Genomic DNA, 17,301 nt, shown 5'->3' with positions numbered 1-17,301 from the left:
ATCATAAAATTGTCTTTACCTTAAAATTCAGATAAATTTTTTCTTTGAAATTTAGAGTGGTAAGCGCTACCATTCCTTTCGTTTTCTGACTTTATTTAATTATTACTTTTCTTTCATGCATGGAAATTTAGAGTGAATGCAGTAGACTGGTTGAAACATGGTAATCAACACGTGACACGTCTGTCTATTTGCTAGATATTATGTTTTATTTGAAGTGAAATGCGACGTAACCCTCATTACCAGTCCCGGTGAGTGGAGGGCGGTGACTCCTGCGGGAACGGCACGAGTCTGAAGGCCCCGCAGAAAAGAATACTTAAGAGGAGGGCCAACTAAAGCCGTGCCCGCGGAAAGCATCCGCCAGGAGCAATCCTGGACTGATGCAAAAATAAACCTAATGTTACGTCACATTTTTAAATTTTTGAATCAACTGCAATAGTAGTTTGCAGGCTTATTTAACTATTTCTGGAAGCACTGTTTTTAGTCTGCGAAAAGTGGGTTACCAACTTATATTACTTCGAGGCTAGGATCTTGGAGCGGGATATCATGTGTGGAAGTTTGGTTTATCAATCTCGAAAAATTGTTATCGATTGCGAGGGGGAAATTGTCGATCGCGAGAAAAATTTTATCAATCTTCACAGAAAATTTATCACGCTTGAGGCGAAAAATATCGATCTCACCTGAACTTTCCTTGCATCAAAAAAGCCAGACCATAACAAAATGGTCTGGCTTTGAATTAATTTTTACTGTTTAACTTTTGTTGCAACTTCGACCATACGTTTTGCCTGGTGTTTGATAGCGCCTTGAACATCTTCTACCATATCGCCGTCCTGATTAACGGACACGCTTGCGCCATATGGATTTCCACCAGCTCCGAATAATATTGGATCTGTATATCCTGGTGCTGCGATAATCGCACCCCAGTGGAACATGGAAGTATATAGTGATAATAACGTAGCTTCCTGTCCACCATGTGGGTTTTGTGCTGATGTCATTCCACTTACTACCTTGTTTACGGTTTTGCCACTAGCCCATAGACCACCTTGCGAATCAAGGAACTGCTTCATTTGTGCCGGCAGGTTACCAAAACGTGTTGGCATACTAAAGATTACGGCATCTGCCCATTCTAAATCGTCTGAAGATGCTTCTGAAACATCTTTAGTTGCATCATAATGTGCTTGCCATGCTGGATTTGAAGCAATCGCAGCTTCTGGTGCTAATTCTTTAACCTTTAATACTCGAACTTCTGCACCTTGTTCTTCAGCACTTTCTGCTGCCCATTTCGCCATCTGATAGTTCGTACCTGTTGAGCTGTAATAAATTACTGCTAATTTTACGTTTGACATCGTATCGCTCTCCTTTTAATTCTATTATGTTTCATACACCAATACTTATTCCACTCTTTTACGTATAAGGTATGAGAAGATTACTTTATGTAACTTAGTATATTAAAATAACAATAACAAGTCAACTATATAGATTTATAAAAAACTGGCAATTATTTTAAATATTTCTACAAATTTGTAGGCTTATAGGGTAAAATAGAAAAATAAGGTGTGCCAAAGGGAGAAATGCCAGTTATGCACGAAGCCAGAAAGTTTATTTATGGATTACTAATTGTTTCTGTTGCCTTAGCTCTAACAACAAATCACCTCATCGTTGATGGCAGAACGTTTCTTTACACAGTCGGATTGCTATGGGTATTTACAATTTTATACGATCATTTTAAGTTAATTGTGACAAGTAAAACAACAGAACAGGGTACATACATAGATTATGGAATTAACTATAGCTTAACAATTGCAATTTTTGCTGGCCCACTGGGTTTATTGATTTTTGAAATCATTATTCGACTCACAGAATATATTAATAAAAAGAGAACCAAAACTGCTGAGCAGTACGAATTTATTCATACGCTGTATAACATTGGATCCTTCACGTTAAATGGCACGGTTGGGTACTACCTGTTTTATATGCTTGAACCATCCTTTCAATTGATACCATTTGGTTTTTGGATTTTACTGTTCCTGCTGCTCGGGATTATGTCGATTACATCGGATCTTTTGATCATCATCATTTTTAAATTATTAAAAGAAATCAATACGAAAAAAGAAGCGATAGATTTCATAAAAACAAGATCGATTCTCGATATGGGAAAAGTCTCGGTGACAAATGCTTTACTGCTCTATTTCCTTCAAGAAAGACAATGGGAAATCATTGTTTGTCTGCTTATTTTAAACTATCTTGTCAGTCGATCCTTTCTCGATAAGGCACAAAGTATGCAGCATAAAATTGAACGAGATAAATTCGAACAACTCGCCTATACTGACTTTCTGACCGACCTGCATAATCGAGCTTATATGGGAAAAATAATGGACGAGCTCGGTACTTCGAATGAAACGATTGGCATTGTAGTAGCAGACATTGATAAGTTTAAGCAAATAAACGATACGTATAATCATGCAGTTGGAGACAAGGTTATTAAACAATTCGCATCTACCCTTAAAAACTCGCTGACAAAAGATGATTATGTTTTCCGCAGCGGCGGTGAAGAATTCACACTGTTTCTCAGGAAGAAAAGTTTTAGCCGGACAGAATCCATCGTGAAATCAATTAAACAAGCAACAGAGACAACTCCGGTAGATGTGGAATATAAAGGGATGCCTGAATCTATCTCCTATACAGCATCGTTTGGACTTTATTTTTTTAAAATAAATAATGAATCGTTCTCGATTAATAAGGGATATGTGGCTGCTGATCAATTACTGCTTCATTCTAAGAAGCTTGGAAGAAATAGAGTCTCCACACGAAATGGTACGGTCTATACTGCTTCCACCCCTGCGACAAAATAAAAATCCCGGCATTTGCAATCACTTGCAAACTACCGGGATTTTTCATTTGTGTTGCCATTATTTAGATCCGGCAATTTTTTCCGTTATATACGCTGAAACATCTGCAATTTCCTGTTCAGACAGCTGTTCTTCAAATGCTGGCATACCGCCGCCGCCATTTTTAACCTGTTGCATAACTGCATCGTAATCAGTTGAGGATTGAAGCGATGGTCCGCTTCCACCTGCACCTTCCTGACCATGACAGGACATGCAATTGCTCTGATAGATTTCATCACCGTTTGCTGCATCTCCCTGAGCGGTTGTTTCACCGGTGTCTCCGCCGGTTCCTTCTTCTGTTCCGCCTTCGTCTCCTCCGTCTCCCCCGCCACAGGCGGAGATAACCATTACTAAGGCTAGCAGTAATAACGAAAGTATAAATTTTTTGTTCTTTAACATGTTTTCATCTCCTACCGTTAATCATCTTATTACTTTAGGAATTACCCTGATTAACATTGATGAAACCTAGTATTTGTACTTTAGATATAAATATTCATTTTCATAATGAATCCATTTTCGTTTAGTTAGACCCCCTGAGTCAGAAAATTGGACGTTGCAAAACAAACGACGTATTATTTTAAAAGATAGGAGTGATAAAGATGACAACATCAGAACACAAGCATTTTAACCAAATACCATTGTCTGTATTGGACCTTGCACCCGTAACAGAAGGGAGCACTCCAAAACAGTCGTTTGAAAATAGCGTTGAATTAGCGCAACATGTAGAAAAATGGGGATTTAACCGTTTCTGGCTAGCTGAGCATCACAATATGCCAGGCATTGCCAGTTCAGCAACCTCTGTTATCATTGGGCACATCGCTGGAGCGACTGAACGTATACGTGTCGGTTCAGGTGGCGTCATGCTGCCAAATCACGCTACGCTTGTTATTGCGGAACAATTCGGTACACTCGAAACCATTTATCCAGATCGAATTGACCTGGGACTTGGACGTGCGCCAGGAAGCGATCAGCCAACTGCATATGCACTCCGCCGCACACTGAATATGCGTGTGGAAGATTTCCCTTTACAGGTAGAGGAACTGCAGGATTATTTCGCTGATAAACCTGACGCTCGCGTTCGGGCAATTCCAGGTGCGGGGCTTGATATCCCTATTTGGCTGCTTGGATCAAGCGGATTCAGCGCTCAACTTTCAGCAGAAAAAGGACTTCCTTTTTCGTTTGCCAGTCATTTTGCACCAGACTACACAATCCCAGCGTTAAAACGCTACCGGGATAATTTTAAACCATCTGATAAGCTGCAGAAGCCATATGCTATGCTTGGCGTTAATATTATTGCAGCGGACACAGATGAGGAGGCAGAATGGTTGTCCACCTCCCAACAGCAGCAATTTTTAGGTATACGAAGCGGAAAGCCAACCAAACTGAAACCACCAGTCAGTACACTTGATGAAGAGTGGTCGGCATTGGAGCTGGCATCCGTTGCCAAAACACTCAATTCGTTCTCAACGATAGTTGGAGGGCCAAAGACAGTCAAAGAAAAACTAAGCCGTTTTATTGAAGAAACGGAAGCCGACGAAGTGATAATTAATACGCAAATTTTTGATCCAAAAGCTAGAATTCGTTCGTATGAAATTATTGCTGATATGATGGAATAATATTGCATACACATCAGCAAAACGACAAAAAACGCAGCTCCTCCGATGAGCTGCGTTTTTTATTATTTAGAAGCACCCAGCAGTCATTTGAACCACCCTTTTTCTTTAAAACGAGAGATTGCCTCAATTCTGTTCGTGACATCAAGCTTATCAAGTATGACTGAAATGTAATTTCGAACAGTACCAGTAGTTATGAACATCTGCTTCGCTATTTCCTTCGTGTTTTTCCCGCTGGCCATCAGTTGGATAACCTGCTCTTCCCGCTCGGTTAGAGGACTACCGGCGCTATATACCATATCAACTAATTCCGGTGCGTAAATTTTTCTTCCATCCATAATTGTTCGAATGGAATTTGCTAAATCTTCGCTTGGGCTATCTTTTAGTAAATAGCCGTATACTCCAGCATTTCTTGCCCGTTCAAAATAGCCGGTTCTGGCGAATGTAGTTAGAACAATCACTTTACATGGGTCATTCTTTAGTTCTTCTGCCGCATCCAGACCGCTTTTTAACGGCATTTCAATATCCATAATACAAATATCAGGCTGCTGCTGTTTCACAAGGTGTAATGCTTCTTCGCCGTTATTTGCCATCCCAACAATCTCCATATCCTCTTCCAATTCAAGTAGAGAGCCCAGAGCACCAAGTAACATCCGTTGATCCTCAGCTATTACAATGCGTATCACAGCAACTCATCCTCCTCTTTCGTATGTTTAATGACAAATGGAACTTTAATCTTAAGAATGGTGCCGCTGGAAGACTCCATCTCCAGACGACCATTTACAAATTCCAGTCGTTCTCTCATTCCCTGAAGTCCATTCCCTTTATAAGAATCGATTTCATCTGTGATTCCGATACCGTTATCCTGCACTGTAATCACAAGTTCAGTGGGTGATTGTTTCACCTTAATATGACACAATGTTGCCTGACTGTGTTTCACAATATTTGTAACGGCTTCTTTCAAGCTCATGCTTAACACGTTTTCGACCAGTAATGGAACATTTTTCAGTTTCGTTTCACCAGCAACACTCAATTCTATCTGTGCTGCATCCAGTATTTGTGCTACATGCTTCATTTCTTCATCGAGCTTTGCGCCTCGCATATCAGAGACCATTTCACGCACTTCCTTCAAAGCAGTTCGAGCAGTTTGATTAATATCACCGACTTCTGATTTGGCCGCTTCAGGGTTTATACTGATTAATTTACCAGCTAAATCACTTTTTAAACCAATCAGAGAAAGTTTTTGCCCCAATGTATCATGAAGATCGCGAGCAATTCGCTGGCGTTCTTCCATTATTACGAGCCTGGAAATACGTTTGTTGGCATCTTTTAATTGACCTTCCAGTATATCCTGTTTGTTGCGGTTATACATGTTAAAAGGCAGTAGAATTACCCCAATAACACTAATGATTATAAATGGAATCTGCATCAGAAAGATTTCACTTTGTGTTACAAATCCGATACTTACTGCAATAATGGTTGTACACAAATGAACAACATATAGCGTAATAAACCCAGCTTTATTCAGTATGTTTCCTATGTAAAATGCCAGAAATAATGAAAAGTAGACGTAACCAAAAAACAACGTCATAACTATACTGATGGCCATCTCGATACTAACCGATAGATAAACTGGCCATCCTTTAGATAAGAATGATAAGCGATATGTAGCAAAAAATAATACTATCATTGCACATCCAATTACAATTTCTATTGGTGAGGAAGAACGAAAGATAAAATAAAAAGGAAGTATACAAAATATAATCCAGGCATATGAACTGAGTCCTGTATTTCTTGGAATAATATGATACCAGCTTTGCATATAAAAACCTCCTTCTTATTTAGTATTATACTTAGAATTTATTGAAATGTCGTGGTTGTGAGAAATTGTAAGTTGCACATTTTTGGATCTGTCATCTCATTTATTAACCACACCACTTAGGGACTGAAAAAGTGGTGGATTGTAAAATTTTATCTTTCCACCATTACTTAGTATCTTCGAATATACGAGACTCCAGTGGGAACAGCACGAGGTGAAGGCCCCGCAGGAAAGCGATCTTTAAGAGGAGGGCCAACTAAAAACGTCCTTTGCGGACAACGTTGGCATACCCCTTGCCGGGGCAAGGAGACTGAAGCCGTGCCCACGGAAAGCGAAGGATATTCGAAGATAAGACGATTGATTCGCTTATTTTGTACCACATGTAACTTTTTCAGTAGCCTCCTACTTGCCGCTTTTAGTTTCCTTATATGGAAATAATACATTCCTAAAAAAAGAAAACCCTCCAAACTAGCTGAAGGGTCGTCCCATGGTTTATTTACTTTTCTTGAAAGCTTGACCTTCTTGTATTTAATCCCACTTTAGATGAGGATTCTTTTAAGACACCTTTAACTTCTTTAAAGCTTTTAAACGATTTACTACTCTCGTCCCACAAACGGAAGTTAATCGATTTTAAACTTGTGCCTAGTGTTATGGTAGTTGCCTGATGCAACGGTGGTGTAGATTCATGCGCCTGTTCCAGTTTATAGTTAGGAACTCTTGGGCTTAGGTGATGTACATGATGGTAACCAATACTACCAGTTATCCACTGGAGTATTTTCGGCAGTTTATAGTAAGAACTTCCGTCTACAGCCGCTTTTACATAATCCCACTCATCTTCATTTTCAAAATACGAATCCTCGAATTGATGCTGAACATAAAATAACCAAATTCCAAGTGATCCTGAAATTAACAGAATTGGAAGCTGGATGATTAGAAATGCCTGCCATCCGATTGTCCATATTAGTGCACCATACAGTACAACGATTGATGCGTTAATTAAATGTGTATTTATACGTTCTTTGCGTTTTGCATCTTTTCGATTGAAACGTCCTGAAATCAGGAACAAATAGATCGGTCCAAATCCAAACATAACGATTGGATTACGGTAAATACGATACGATAACCTTTTCCAAAATGTTGCTTCTTTGTATTCCTGTACAGTCATAACCCATACATCACCAGTTCCGCGTTTATCCAAGTTACTGCTTGTTGCATGGTGTATTGAATGCTCTCTTTTCCACTTTTCAAAAGGGAACAATGTAATAATTCCCGTTATCGTTCCGACTATTCTATTCGCCTTTTTATTATTGAAAAATGACATGTGTGTACAGTCATGAAATATGATAAATATCCGTATAACAAAACCTGAAGCGATAACTGCCAATCCAAGCGTTAACCAAATGGAAACGGATAAACTCTGATAAGCAAGAAACCAAAGCAGTAAGAACGGTACTATTGTATTAATTATTTGTCTGATGCCAGCTTTTGTATCTGAACTAGCAAACTGTGCTACATTTTTTCTTAATTGAGTTGTTTTTTGTTTACTCATAATGACGTCCTCCTATGTTAAGGATTTTCTGATATTATATTATTTTGATTAAAAACGGTTTCTTTATTCGTCTATCAAGCATAAAAGAAGTTGGTACATCAAAAAAGGCATAAACGTCAAGTAGCATACATGACAAATGTCATATAGTTATTGTCGTTTTTTTCCATTGTTTCAACTTAATGCTACATTCATGTAAAATAGGTCTATACGAAATCTTTGAAGAAGAGGTGAAAGGCATGAAAGCAATTATTGTAAAAGAACCCGGCGGCGCTGAACAATTGAAAGTTGCAGAACAGCCAATGCCCGAGGTTGCTGAGGGAGAATTGTTAATAAAGGTCAAAGCAGCTGCAATTAATCGAAGCGACATTTTAAACCGTGAAAATAAGTCTGGTTATCTGACCAATCCTATCTTGGGTGTTGAGGTTTCAGGAATTGTGGAAAAAGCACCAGAAGGATCATCTATTGAAGTTGGCACCCGTGTAATGGGTCTTGTTAACGGGGGCGCTTATGCGGAATATGCAGTAATGCCCGCTGAACGGGCAATGGTAGTTCCAGAGAACATTTCCTTTGAGGAAGCCGCTGCGATTCCAGAAGTTTTTTTAACCGCATTCCAAACCCTGTTCTGGCTGGGTGAACTGAAACAAAAGGAGTCCGTATTAATACACGCTGGTGGAAGTGGTGTTGGCACAGCTGCGATTCAGCTTGCAAAACAGCTCGCTGATGCGAGAGTTATTACGACAGCAGGATCTCAGAAAAAGCTTGATTTCTGCAAACATCTCGGAGCAGATGTAGGTATTAACTATAAAGAAGAAAACTTTGAGGAAGAAGTATTGAAAAACACAAATGATCAAGGTGTACATGTCATTCTTGATTTTATTGGTGCTTCCTATTGGAAGAAGAATCTGGCGAGTCTAAAAGTTGATGGTCGCTGGATCCTCATAGGTCTTTTAGGTGGTGCGAAGCTGGAAAACATAAACCTGATGGAAATTATGGCGAAACGTGTCCAATTAAAAGGAACGTTACTTACTCCAAGAAGTGATGACTATAAAGCAGAATTGACTCAGGACTTTGCTAAACATGCGCTTCCACTATTTAATAGGAAGGCATTAAAACCTGTAATTGACCAGATTTTCTCCTTTACGGAAGTGCAGGATGCGCACAGGAAAATGGAAAGCAATAAAAATATAGGAAAGCTTATTTTAAAGGTTAATTAAATTTCCCTTTCCTTTCCCGGGATTATTCTAGTTTTATTCATCTATTTTTGGTAATCTTAAGAAAGAAGCACTAACTAACAGAGATGAGGTATTTCCATGAAACAACTAGTCATTCTTGGTGGTGGCTATGGCGGTATGTTGATTTTATCAACGCTGCTGGACAAGCTGCCGGAAGATGTAAAAATAACACTTATAGACCGGAATCCATATCATTCTTTAAAAACGGAATACTATGCAATTGCTGCTGGAACTACGTCAGATAGAAATGTCCGTGTTGACTTCCCCGAACATGATCAAGTGGATTATGTGTATGGCGAAGTTTCACGAATTGATACGGAGAATCAGGAAGTCTCTTTTCATGATAAAAGCAATTCTGTTTCCTATGATTACATAGTAATAGGACTGGGCTGTGAAGATAATTATCATGGAATTCCAGGTGCAAGTGAATTCACTCATAGCGTTCAGACTTTTGCTAACGCAAGAAGAGCCGGGCTAGCAATTGGCAATTTAAAAGCGTTCAGCAAAGTTACTGTTGTTGGGGCTGGGCTAAGCGGAATAGAAGTAGCTGCGGAAGTCCGTGAAAGCAGACCAGACCTGAATGTAAGATTACTTGATCGTGGCGAATCAGTATTAAAACCATTTGATCCTAAAATTCAGGAATATGTGGAAGACTGGTTTGAAAAAAATGATGTGGAAGTTTTGCATAACGCTAATGTAGAATATGTAGAAAAAGACGGTGTATGCAATAATGGAGTCTGTTACGTAAATGATGTAACCGTTTGGACCGCCGGTGTTCAACCTAATCATATCGTGAGGGAATTACCTTTTGAACAGGATTCACAAAATAAAATCATCCTGAATGATTATTATCAGGTTCCGTCGCACGAAAATGTATATGTAGTCGGTGATTGCGCTTCCTCCAGCTATTCACCAAGTGCACAGCTGGCAAGACTTCAGGGCGAACAGATTGCTGATGTATTATCTTCCGTTTTTAAAGGAGAAGAACCGAAGCTTCCTAAAGAAATTAAACTAAAAGGTACGCTTGGTTCACTCGGTAAATCGGATGGTTTTGGCAACATGTTCCAGAAAGCAACCACAGGGTTTATACCAAGAATGGCTAAGTCAGGTGTTTTATGGTTAAATAAGCGACATTAATAATGAAACAAAAAAAGCCTTTGTTATCCAGTTATAATGGATGACAAAGGCTTTTTATTAGGATGATTCTTCTTCTAAAATGAAATCTGGCTGGTATTGATCGTTCTCCAAATTGATTCTGCCATTTTCAGTAACATGAATTCCTTCATCCTCAAGTAAGCTTTTTTGCGTCCAGACCCCTTCATCACTTTTTAAGGCAATTTGCCCCTTACTATTTACGATCCGATGCCAAGGCAAATCATACTTTTTACTCATTGAATGAAGAATCCGTACAACTTGTCTAGCTCCTCGAGGACTGCCAGCAACTTTTGCAACTTGGCCATACGTCATAACTTTTCCCTCTGGTATCTGTTTTATAATTTCAATCACATTAGCAGTGAAAGGCTTCATAGTCTTGCCCCTTTCCATTTTCATAGGTGAAAACACAAAACGAATGGACACCCCTTGCATATTATGTAGTATTCAAATGCAATTGTGAGGAGGAAAAGTCGTGGCAAATAGACCATTTCCAAGGTTTTGTATCTTTCCAGGTTATAACTGGTGCGGACCTGGATGCAGCGGTCCGGGGGCACCAGTTAACAAAGTCGACGCAGCATGCAAAGCGCATGACGAATGTTATCGCAGGTATGGTTCGCGATGTAAATGTGATAAAGAATTTTTACGCAGATTGGACATCTATCGTAATCCTAATACTAGAGAAGGACGCCAAGCAAACGTAATGTATAACTATATGAAAGTTCAAACATTTTTCAGATGCAGGTTTTAAGGAATCGGTTTAAACTATACTTTCGTTTTATTCCTATCCATCTAGTCTCCAATTTCCAACTATAAAATTCTTGCATTAGGGAAAATTTTCATCCAGCTTACAATCGTTGCAATCAATAAAACAACTAGATATACAACGACTCCGTAACTGAAATTCAATGCTAATAGATGAACTACAGCAAATACACCCGCTATTAATGTCAGGAGGATGCTTACTCCGGTATTCATATTCTGCGCAAACTCAAAAGACTGCGTAAACGGTAGAGAATCTCCGTTCAAAAATTTATAGGAAATAAGTGTATGCAGTATTCCTGCTAATAAAACCGCCAGTAAATCAGGTAAGATTCTAGCAGAAAAGATCCAAATAAATACGGTGCTCAGGACAATGAAAATCGGCAAATATAGCTTAACAAGAAACGCTTTTACTGCTCCGCGATGCATTACACCCAGGTCAGCAATTGGGGCTGCCCGAAATAACCAGCTGCCTTTATAGTTCTCCGAAAACTTAAGCATATGAACCGTCATTGGTATCATTATACTACTAAAGTAAATAGTCAGATACATCTTCCCGGTCCCGATTTCAGCAAGTGAAGTTCCTGTATTTAAATTGTTAAACAGGAAAATAAACGGAAAAATAAGAGCAAAGCCCAAAGATGGATATACCTTTAATTTAAACTCTCTTTCTTTTTTCATCATAACGGCGGATAACTCGAAAAATATACGTTCTTCTCGGTTAATGCTTACGAACCGCGCTAAGTAATCATTAAACCAGGGCGTCTTCTTTTTGCTTTTTCCTGAATCTGCCAGCAATTTTTCTAAATTACGTTCAAAAGAGGGCATAAGCCCATAATATACAACAATCGAAATAATTGGTATCAGTACCGCTGCAATTGAAAGTAAAAGTAGTTCTGTTGTTTTATTTTGGTGGAGCAGCAATTCAAATGGAGCGCCAAACCAGATTGGCGGTATGAAAATATGCCACCAGCTGAAGGTATAGGTTACTGCTACATCAATAATTTCAAACGAACGACCTAACAACTGATATCCTACAAATATTCCAACCGATAATAGAATTTGGACATAATTGATAATATCCTTCAACCGTTCACCGCTGAAGAACTGCAAAGTGAATATGTATATTAATGCTGTTAACGCAATAATAAATAAGACATTCAGTATGAGTACAGCAACAAAAAGCAATGAAAAAATAATTCCTTTACTGACAACCATTACAATAAATGGAATTGCCACAAGCGCCCCAGTCAGAAAGGTCATATAAATACTGATATGCACCATTTTTGCTGCACTGATCGTTTTTTTACTAACAGGTTTTGTACCAAGGATATTTTTATCCCTTACATCCAATAAGACGGATGAAAAATCAGCAATCATAGATGTCATGAGGAAAAACATGATGACTCCAAAAATAAGGCTCATTTGCAGCATATAGTTGTCCCCAATAAAAATAAACGGGATTATTATAATGCCGTAAAGTACATAGATTCCCAATGATTTCAGAAATTGATTTCCTTCCTTCTTTTTTGCGGAGTTTGCTTTGAGTATAGTTGGTACCCGACGCTGGTCCATCGTCAGTTTTAATTGCAGTATTCTCCGCATTACGTCGTACTCAATTCCCAGCAACTTAAAGATAAACCGGCATCTATCCAGAAACATCAATGATTTAAAGTCATTCATTTGCTCTGCCCTCGCTGACAATCCGCACAAAATTCCCTGCTATCTCCTTATGTTCATTAAAACCAGTTAACTGGTTAAAAATTTCTTCGAGTGTCCCTTCCTTACTTTGTTCCCTTAACTCCTCAAAACTTCCATCTGCAGCTATTTTTCCATCAACTAAAAGAACAATCCGATTACTGATTTTCTCTACCACGTCCATAATATGTGATGAATAAAATACCGTTTTCCCCTGATCTGCAAGCTGGGCGAGAATTTCTTTAATAATCATCACACTATTCGCATCTAAACCATTTAATGGTTCATCAAAGAACAGCAAATCCGGATCGTGCAGGAGGCTTGAGATAATTAACACCTTCTGTCTCATTCCTTTTGAAAAAGAGGAAAGTCTTGTATGGTATACATCCTCCATATCGAACTCATTCATTAACTCGCTCGCTTTTTGACCCGCTTCCCTTTTACCCAGCCCATATAATTCACCAATAAATATAAGATATTCACTGGCAGTAAGATTATCATAAATATCTGCATTCTCCGGTACATAGCCAATTTTTCGTTTATATGTATGATCGCCAGACGCTATATCCTCTCCGAAGATCTCAACCTTGCCCATATAATTATCTATTAAGCCAAGCATTATTTTTACAGTTGTACTCTTCCCAGCCCCATTCGGCCCAATATAACCAATTACTTGTCCTTGATACACATCTAAATTGATAGCATCTAACACACGCTTTCCACCAAGATGCATCGTCAGATCCGTAAGTGACAACACTTTCTCCCCATTGCCCTCGATACTAATCACCCCTAAACATAATAGTATTATTATTCTAACATATCCAAGCGGTACCAGGCACCCTCACACCAAGGTGCCTGGTACCGCCAGGTTTTTGTCAGTTTTTGTCGAAAAAAGATATTTATCTTTGTGTTTTGCACGACTATGGCATAAAATTACATGAAGGAATAGTAAAAACTTTCATACTATTATGTTTGTGAATCAGGAAGTGGGGAATATAAATTAATGTTACCGTACTATAACCAGTACATCTCCCCGCTTATAACTATTATTAACATTCACAGCATTTTCCAGCTACAGAGAGAGTCAGTAAAAGTACCTTTACCTAAGGTATTAACAAAATTATTGAGGAGTGATTTTTTACTATGTCAGAACAAAAGATTCGTACTGCGCTAATTGGCTGGAGTCTACAGTCAATTGAAGCAGCAGACAAAATGGAGCGTCCATTCGTGGTGGTTGGACCACCTGACTTCGAAGAGTACGCTAAACAACATGGAATTAATTTTGTAGGTTGGAATTTTGATCGAATTAACGAAAACTCAGGTGAACTGTTTGACACACTCAATGATATGGGAGTGGAAGTTGCAGTTCCTCTATATGAAGAAACAGTCGAATGGGCAGGTGCTTTAAACGCTCGTTTTCGAGACGATATGCGTATCTTTAACCGCTCTCTCCTACTAAGAGATAAAGGGTTAATGAAACGTAAAGCACAGATGGCCGGGATACGGGTTGGTGTTTTTGAAGAAGTAAGAAATAAAGATGATGTTAACCGATTTTTAAAAAGAGTAAACGAAGCCTTATTAAAGCTGGACGGGGACCCTAACGAACCGATTCACCTTAAACCGATGGACGCTGCTGGATCAGTAGGACACCGAGTTATACGCTCTGCAGCAGATATCGATTTACTATCAGATGATGATTTTCCAGGATTATTAGAGAGTCATCTGGACGGACAGGAATTTTCTTGTGAAGTATTTGTTCATGATGGTAAAATCCAATTCTTGAACATAACGGAATACGTTCGTTTGGGACATTCCAACTTCGTGCCCGCTTCACCAGAATTAGAAGCAAAACGTCCGTTAATAAAAGCTGCTATTGAAGAATTAATCGATGCATTTCAAATAAGATACGGTCTCATCCACCCAGAATATTTTATTACGTCGGATAATAAACTGCATTTCGGAGAAGTCGCAGCACGTGTACCTGGTGGACACATTTTCGAACTAATTGAACGAGCATATGGTTTTAGCGCATTTCAGGCTCAAATTCTATGCAGTGACCCTAAAACAACCGAGGAAGAATTAAAAGCATTCTTCCCTAAAGAATCTGAAGCAAAAGGATATGCAGGTAACCTGATGGTTTATCCAAAAGTGAAAGTCATCGAACGATTAAATTTACCAGATGAACTTGTAGATCATCCATACTTTGAGAAGCATGACATGTTTGTACCTGGTACCAGTAAAGTCGCTGAGCGTGTTGGCTTTGGAAACCATTATGGAACCATATTCTTCTTTGGAAAAGACAGCGCAACGGTAAATGAACTTTTGCTTGACTATGAAAAATGGGACTTTTATTTATAAAAATTCAAAACCCTGAATAAAAAGACTAAAAGCACTAGTCTTTAGAGGAGTGCAAGTAGATGTCGATTCTGACAAAAAAAGATAAAGACATGTTCTTGGAATCTTTTAAGTCGCTTGAGGAAGCCAAGTCATTTTCAAAGGTTTTATACCGAAATACTGTTCTGCAAGCAACCGGCAAACTAGTTCGAAATGTCGAGGGGTTAAATTACTTATTTCGATTTGCCCACCGATTTGAGAATGCTGGGATATTTACAGACAGTGCTTGGGAAAACCCTTTGATGCTTCAGCCCAGACTAGTTGCAGAAACCTTAAAAACAAACGGTCCTAATCTAGTAATGGAAGTATTAAGTGATCTTCGAATGCTTGCTATAGCGAAGAAAACGTACACAAGTACACAGATCACTGCTGAAGATGCTTCCCTGTTTCTGACAAATGTGATGGCACAGAATAGTAATCTGTTATTTTCCGATGGTTTAAATGAAACCAATTCAGACTCAGACCAGGCGCAAATGATTCTTTGGTTTCTAGACGATAACTTAAAGCTGACAACCATTTTTGAAAGTCTTCTTAAAGAAGTAGATCGTTTGGCAACACAACGCCCGATCATGGTCAATCGAATTATTGAAATGATCTTAACAGCAAAAAAAAGGGGTCAGACACGTCTTGACTCACCTGCCCTCAAAAAATTAAAAGAGTATGATGCAGCATACACTGGCCCAACAAATAAAAGCAGTCAGATTTCAGATGCTGATAGTTACCTCCAAATAATTAAAAAGCTTGATCGTTCAAGCTTAAGAAAAGAAGCAAAGTCATTTGGAAAATCTTTAATACAAACTGGAATTGCGTCACCTTATCATGCAACACTATTACAGTATATTAATTTCTCACATCCTGATTTACTTTCTGTTGCGCTTCAATTAACCGGCAAAGGTCAAGGAAACCTAGCAAAACATAAGGATCTGGTAAAAGATATAATTGACATTGCAATTAAAGAAAGTACCTGTCAGTCAATCTACGGTTTAGGACGATTATTGGAGCGTGAAATTTTAGACATTCCGGAAGTCGCTTCAGGGATTAGAAGTATCATGCACCTTCCTATTCACCATTTGGTTATCGAAAACATTAAAAGAAAGAACATCAGACCAACTGGGGTACTGCTTGCCGGCACGATAAGCGTATTGGGACAACCACTCGGAATTGGGCAGGGATTAAATCCAACGTGTCAGTCTGCACGAGGTATCAGCCTGTGGTCGCAGCATGAACCTGCCTACTTGCTGAAGTTAATTATAAGTGCTGCACGTGACAACAATGTTTCCGTTAGTTTGGATGGTATTCCTATTGAATCTCAGTTTCTAACAGGCGGTCTTGCCCCTGATTTGCACAGGGATCTAGATCCAATTTCATTACTTCTTGTTCCTCATTTGGATCGTATTTACAGTGAAATGATGAAACGGGTGGCGGTAAGAGGAGAGGATGCTCATAAATGGGTGAATCCTGCATTTTACGGATCGATGGTACTGCCCGGATTCCGCGCAGTCACTAATTCCTACACTGGAAAGGTAACCGACTATCCCGGGTTTATCAGGATTTTCTATGCTACACACCATCCAGAATATAACGGACATCATGAACTGCTCTATCCAAATCCCGTTGGCATATTTATGACCAACGTTCATGCAAATTTAACAGGTTTGCATGCTGTAAGTCTTCAGCGGATAGAAAAGGATCCTACTGGACACTACAGAATTTATTTCTATAATCCAAACAATGATAGTGACCAGGTTTGGGGACAGGAGATTCGCTGTTCCATATCGGAAAATGGTGAAAAAGAAGGAGAATCTTCCCTCCTGTTTCACCAGTTCGTTTCCCGTATTTATGCATTTCACTATAATCCGCTGGTAGCCGGACACCCGGCAGCAATTCCTGAGGAAACGGTTAATGAAATTGTTTCTCTTGCTAAAACTAGCTGGGGAAAAGATTACAACTGGACCGACTGATTTCAAACGAAAAGCGGAGGCGACTGTTCAGTGGCTTACAAATAAATGGTCCTGTGTAGGTACGTTGAACTTTACGCACCTAACATCAGGACTATCTATTTGTTTTTATATAAAAAAACCCCTTTTACTCACTGCTTTTCAGCAGCGCGTAAAGGGATTTTTTTTAATATTCCATAGACTGAAATAGTTGAGCAAGCCTTCAAACTAACGTGGTTATCATAAGTTCGAAAGCTAAA

The 17,301-nt window shown here is 39.0% G+C and carries 15 protein-coding genes; 7 read left to right on the top strand and 8 right to left on the bottom strand.

Annotation, left to right across the window (positions count from 1 at the left end):
- Positions 1-740: 740 nt before the first annotated feature.
- Complete coding sequence (gene wrbA / locus VBD025_RS04965; protein WP_430789862.1) at positions 741-1,343, bottom strand: NAD(P)H:quinone oxidoreductase; 603 nt, start codon at positions 1,341-1,343, stop codon at positions 741-743.
- Between the two features lie 234 nt (positions 1,344-1,577).
- On the opposite strand from wrbA, the gene VBD025_RS04960 reads away from it, so the two are divergent.
- A complete protein-coding gene (locus VBD025_RS04960) occupies positions 1,578-2,849 on the top strand; it encodes a GGDEF domain-containing protein (RefSeq protein ID WP_430789860.1) in 1,272 nt (423 codons plus the stop codon).
- Positions 2,850-2,906: 57 nt separating this feature from the next.
- On the opposite strand, the gene VBD025_RS04955 is transcribed toward VBD025_RS04960, so the two are convergent.
- Entirely contained in the window at positions 2,907-3,284 is a 378-nt protein-coding gene (locus VBD025_RS04955) for a c-type cytochrome (RefSeq protein WP_430789858.1), read from the bottom strand.
- A gap of 200 nt (positions 3,285-3,484) precedes the next feature.
- Here VBD025_RS04955 and VBD025_RS04950 point away from each other — a divergent pair, with 200 nt between their 5' ends.
- On the top strand, positions 3,485-4,501 hold the full coding sequence (locus VBD025_RS04950) for an LLM class flavin-dependent oxidoreductase (protein ID WP_430789856.1): 1,017 nt from the start codon (positions 3,485-3,487) through the stop codon (positions 4,499-4,501).
- An 83-nt stretch (positions 4,502-4,584) separates the two neighbouring features.
- Here VBD025_RS04950 and VBD025_RS04945 read toward each other — a convergent pair whose 3' ends face one another.
- The 3 genes from VBD025_RS04945 to VBD025_RS04935 form a co-directional block, all read right to left on the bottom strand.
- The gene (locus VBD025_RS04945; RefSeq protein WP_430789854.1) at positions 4,585-5,184 is read right to left on the bottom strand and encodes a response regulator; all 600 of its coding nucleotides are present in this window, start codon (positions 5,182-5,184) and stop codon (positions 4,585-4,587) included.
- Complete coding sequence (locus VBD025_RS04940) at positions 5,181-6,320, bottom strand: sensor histidine kinase (RefSeq protein ID WP_430789852.1); 1,140 nt, start codon at positions 6,318-6,320, stop codon at positions 5,181-5,183. Before VBD025_RS04940 ends, VBD025_RS04945 begins: the two co-directional genes overlap by 4 nt.
- A 493-nt stretch (positions 6,321-6,813) precedes the next feature.
- A complete protein-coding gene (locus tag VBD025_RS04935; RefSeq protein WP_430789850.1) occupies positions 6,814-7,866 on the bottom strand; it encodes a fatty acid desaturase in 1,053 nt (350 codons plus the stop codon).
- Between the two features lie 236 nt (positions 7,867-8,102).
- On the opposite strand from VBD025_RS04935, the gene VBD025_RS04930 reads away from it, so the two are divergent.
- Both VBD025_RS04930 and VBD025_RS04925 read left to right on the top strand, forming a co-directional pair.
- On the top strand, positions 8,103-9,080 hold the full coding sequence (locus VBD025_RS04930) for an NAD(P)H-quinone oxidoreductase (protein ID WP_430789848.1): 978 nt from the start codon (positions 8,103-8,105) through the stop codon (positions 9,078-9,080).
- A 96-nt stretch (positions 9,081-9,176) separates the two neighbouring features.
- Positions 9,177-10,235 (top strand): NAD(P)/FAD-dependent oxidoreductase, encoded by a 1,059-nt coding sequence (locus tag VBD025_RS04925; RefSeq protein ID WP_430789846.1) that lies wholly within the window; start codon positions 9,177-9,179, stop codon positions 10,233-10,235.
- 57 nt (positions 10,236-10,292) lie between these two features.
- On the opposite strand, the gene VBD025_RS04920 is transcribed toward VBD025_RS04925, so the two are convergent.
- Positions 10,293-10,625, bottom strand: coding sequence for an MGMT family protein (locus VBD025_RS04920; RefSeq protein WP_430791274.1), 333 nt, complete (start codon positions 10,623-10,625; stop codon positions 10,293-10,295).
- Between the two features lie 100 nt (positions 10,626-10,725).
- On the opposite strand from VBD025_RS04920, the gene VBD025_RS04915 reads away from it, so the two are divergent.
- Positions 10,726-11,001, top strand: a complete 276-nt coding sequence (locus VBD025_RS04915) for a phospholipase (RefSeq protein WP_430789844.1) — start codon at positions 10,726-10,728, stop codon at positions 10,999-11,001.
- 59 nt (positions 11,002-11,060) lie between these two features.
- On the opposite strand, the gene VBD025_RS04910 is transcribed toward VBD025_RS04915, so the two are convergent.
- Positions 11,061-12,695 carry a hypothetical protein gene (locus VBD025_RS04910; RefSeq protein ID WP_430789842.1) on the bottom strand — a complete coding sequence of 545 codons (1,635 nt, stop codon included), beginning with the start codon at positions 12,693-12,695 and terminating at the stop codon, positions 11,061-11,063.
- A complete protein-coding gene (locus tag VBD025_RS04905) occupies positions 12,688-13,443 on the bottom strand; it encodes an ABC transporter ATP-binding protein (protein ID WP_430791272.1) in 756 nt (251 codons plus the stop codon). Before VBD025_RS04905 ends, VBD025_RS04910 begins: the two co-directional genes overlap by 8 nt.
- 410 nt (positions 13,444-13,853) lie before the next feature.
- On the opposite strand from VBD025_RS04905, the gene VBD025_RS04900 reads away from it, so the two are divergent.
- Together VBD025_RS04900 and VBD025_RS04895 are read left to right on the top strand one after the other, a co-directional pair.
- Complete coding sequence (locus VBD025_RS04900; RefSeq protein ID WP_430789840.1) at positions 13,854-15,068, top strand: ATP-grasp domain-containing protein; 1,215 nt, start codon at positions 13,854-13,856, stop codon at positions 15,066-15,068.
- 59 nt (positions 15,069-15,127) lie between these two features.
- Positions 15,128-17,065: a hypothetical protein gene (locus VBD025_RS04895; protein ID WP_430789838.1), complete on the top strand. Its 1,938-nt coding sequence runs from the start codon at positions 15,128-15,130 to the stop codon at positions 17,063-17,065.
- Positions 17,066-17,301 lie beyond the last annotated feature (236 nt).

Source organism: Virgibacillus flavescens (assembly GCF_050574275.1).
GTDB classification, from domain to species: Bacteria; Bacillota; Bacilli; order Bacillales; family Amphibacillaceae; genus Virgibacillus_F; species Virgibacillus_F flavescens.
Note: the sequence above shows the minus strand (reverse complement) of the source record. Positions and strands in the feature narration are given on the sequence as shown.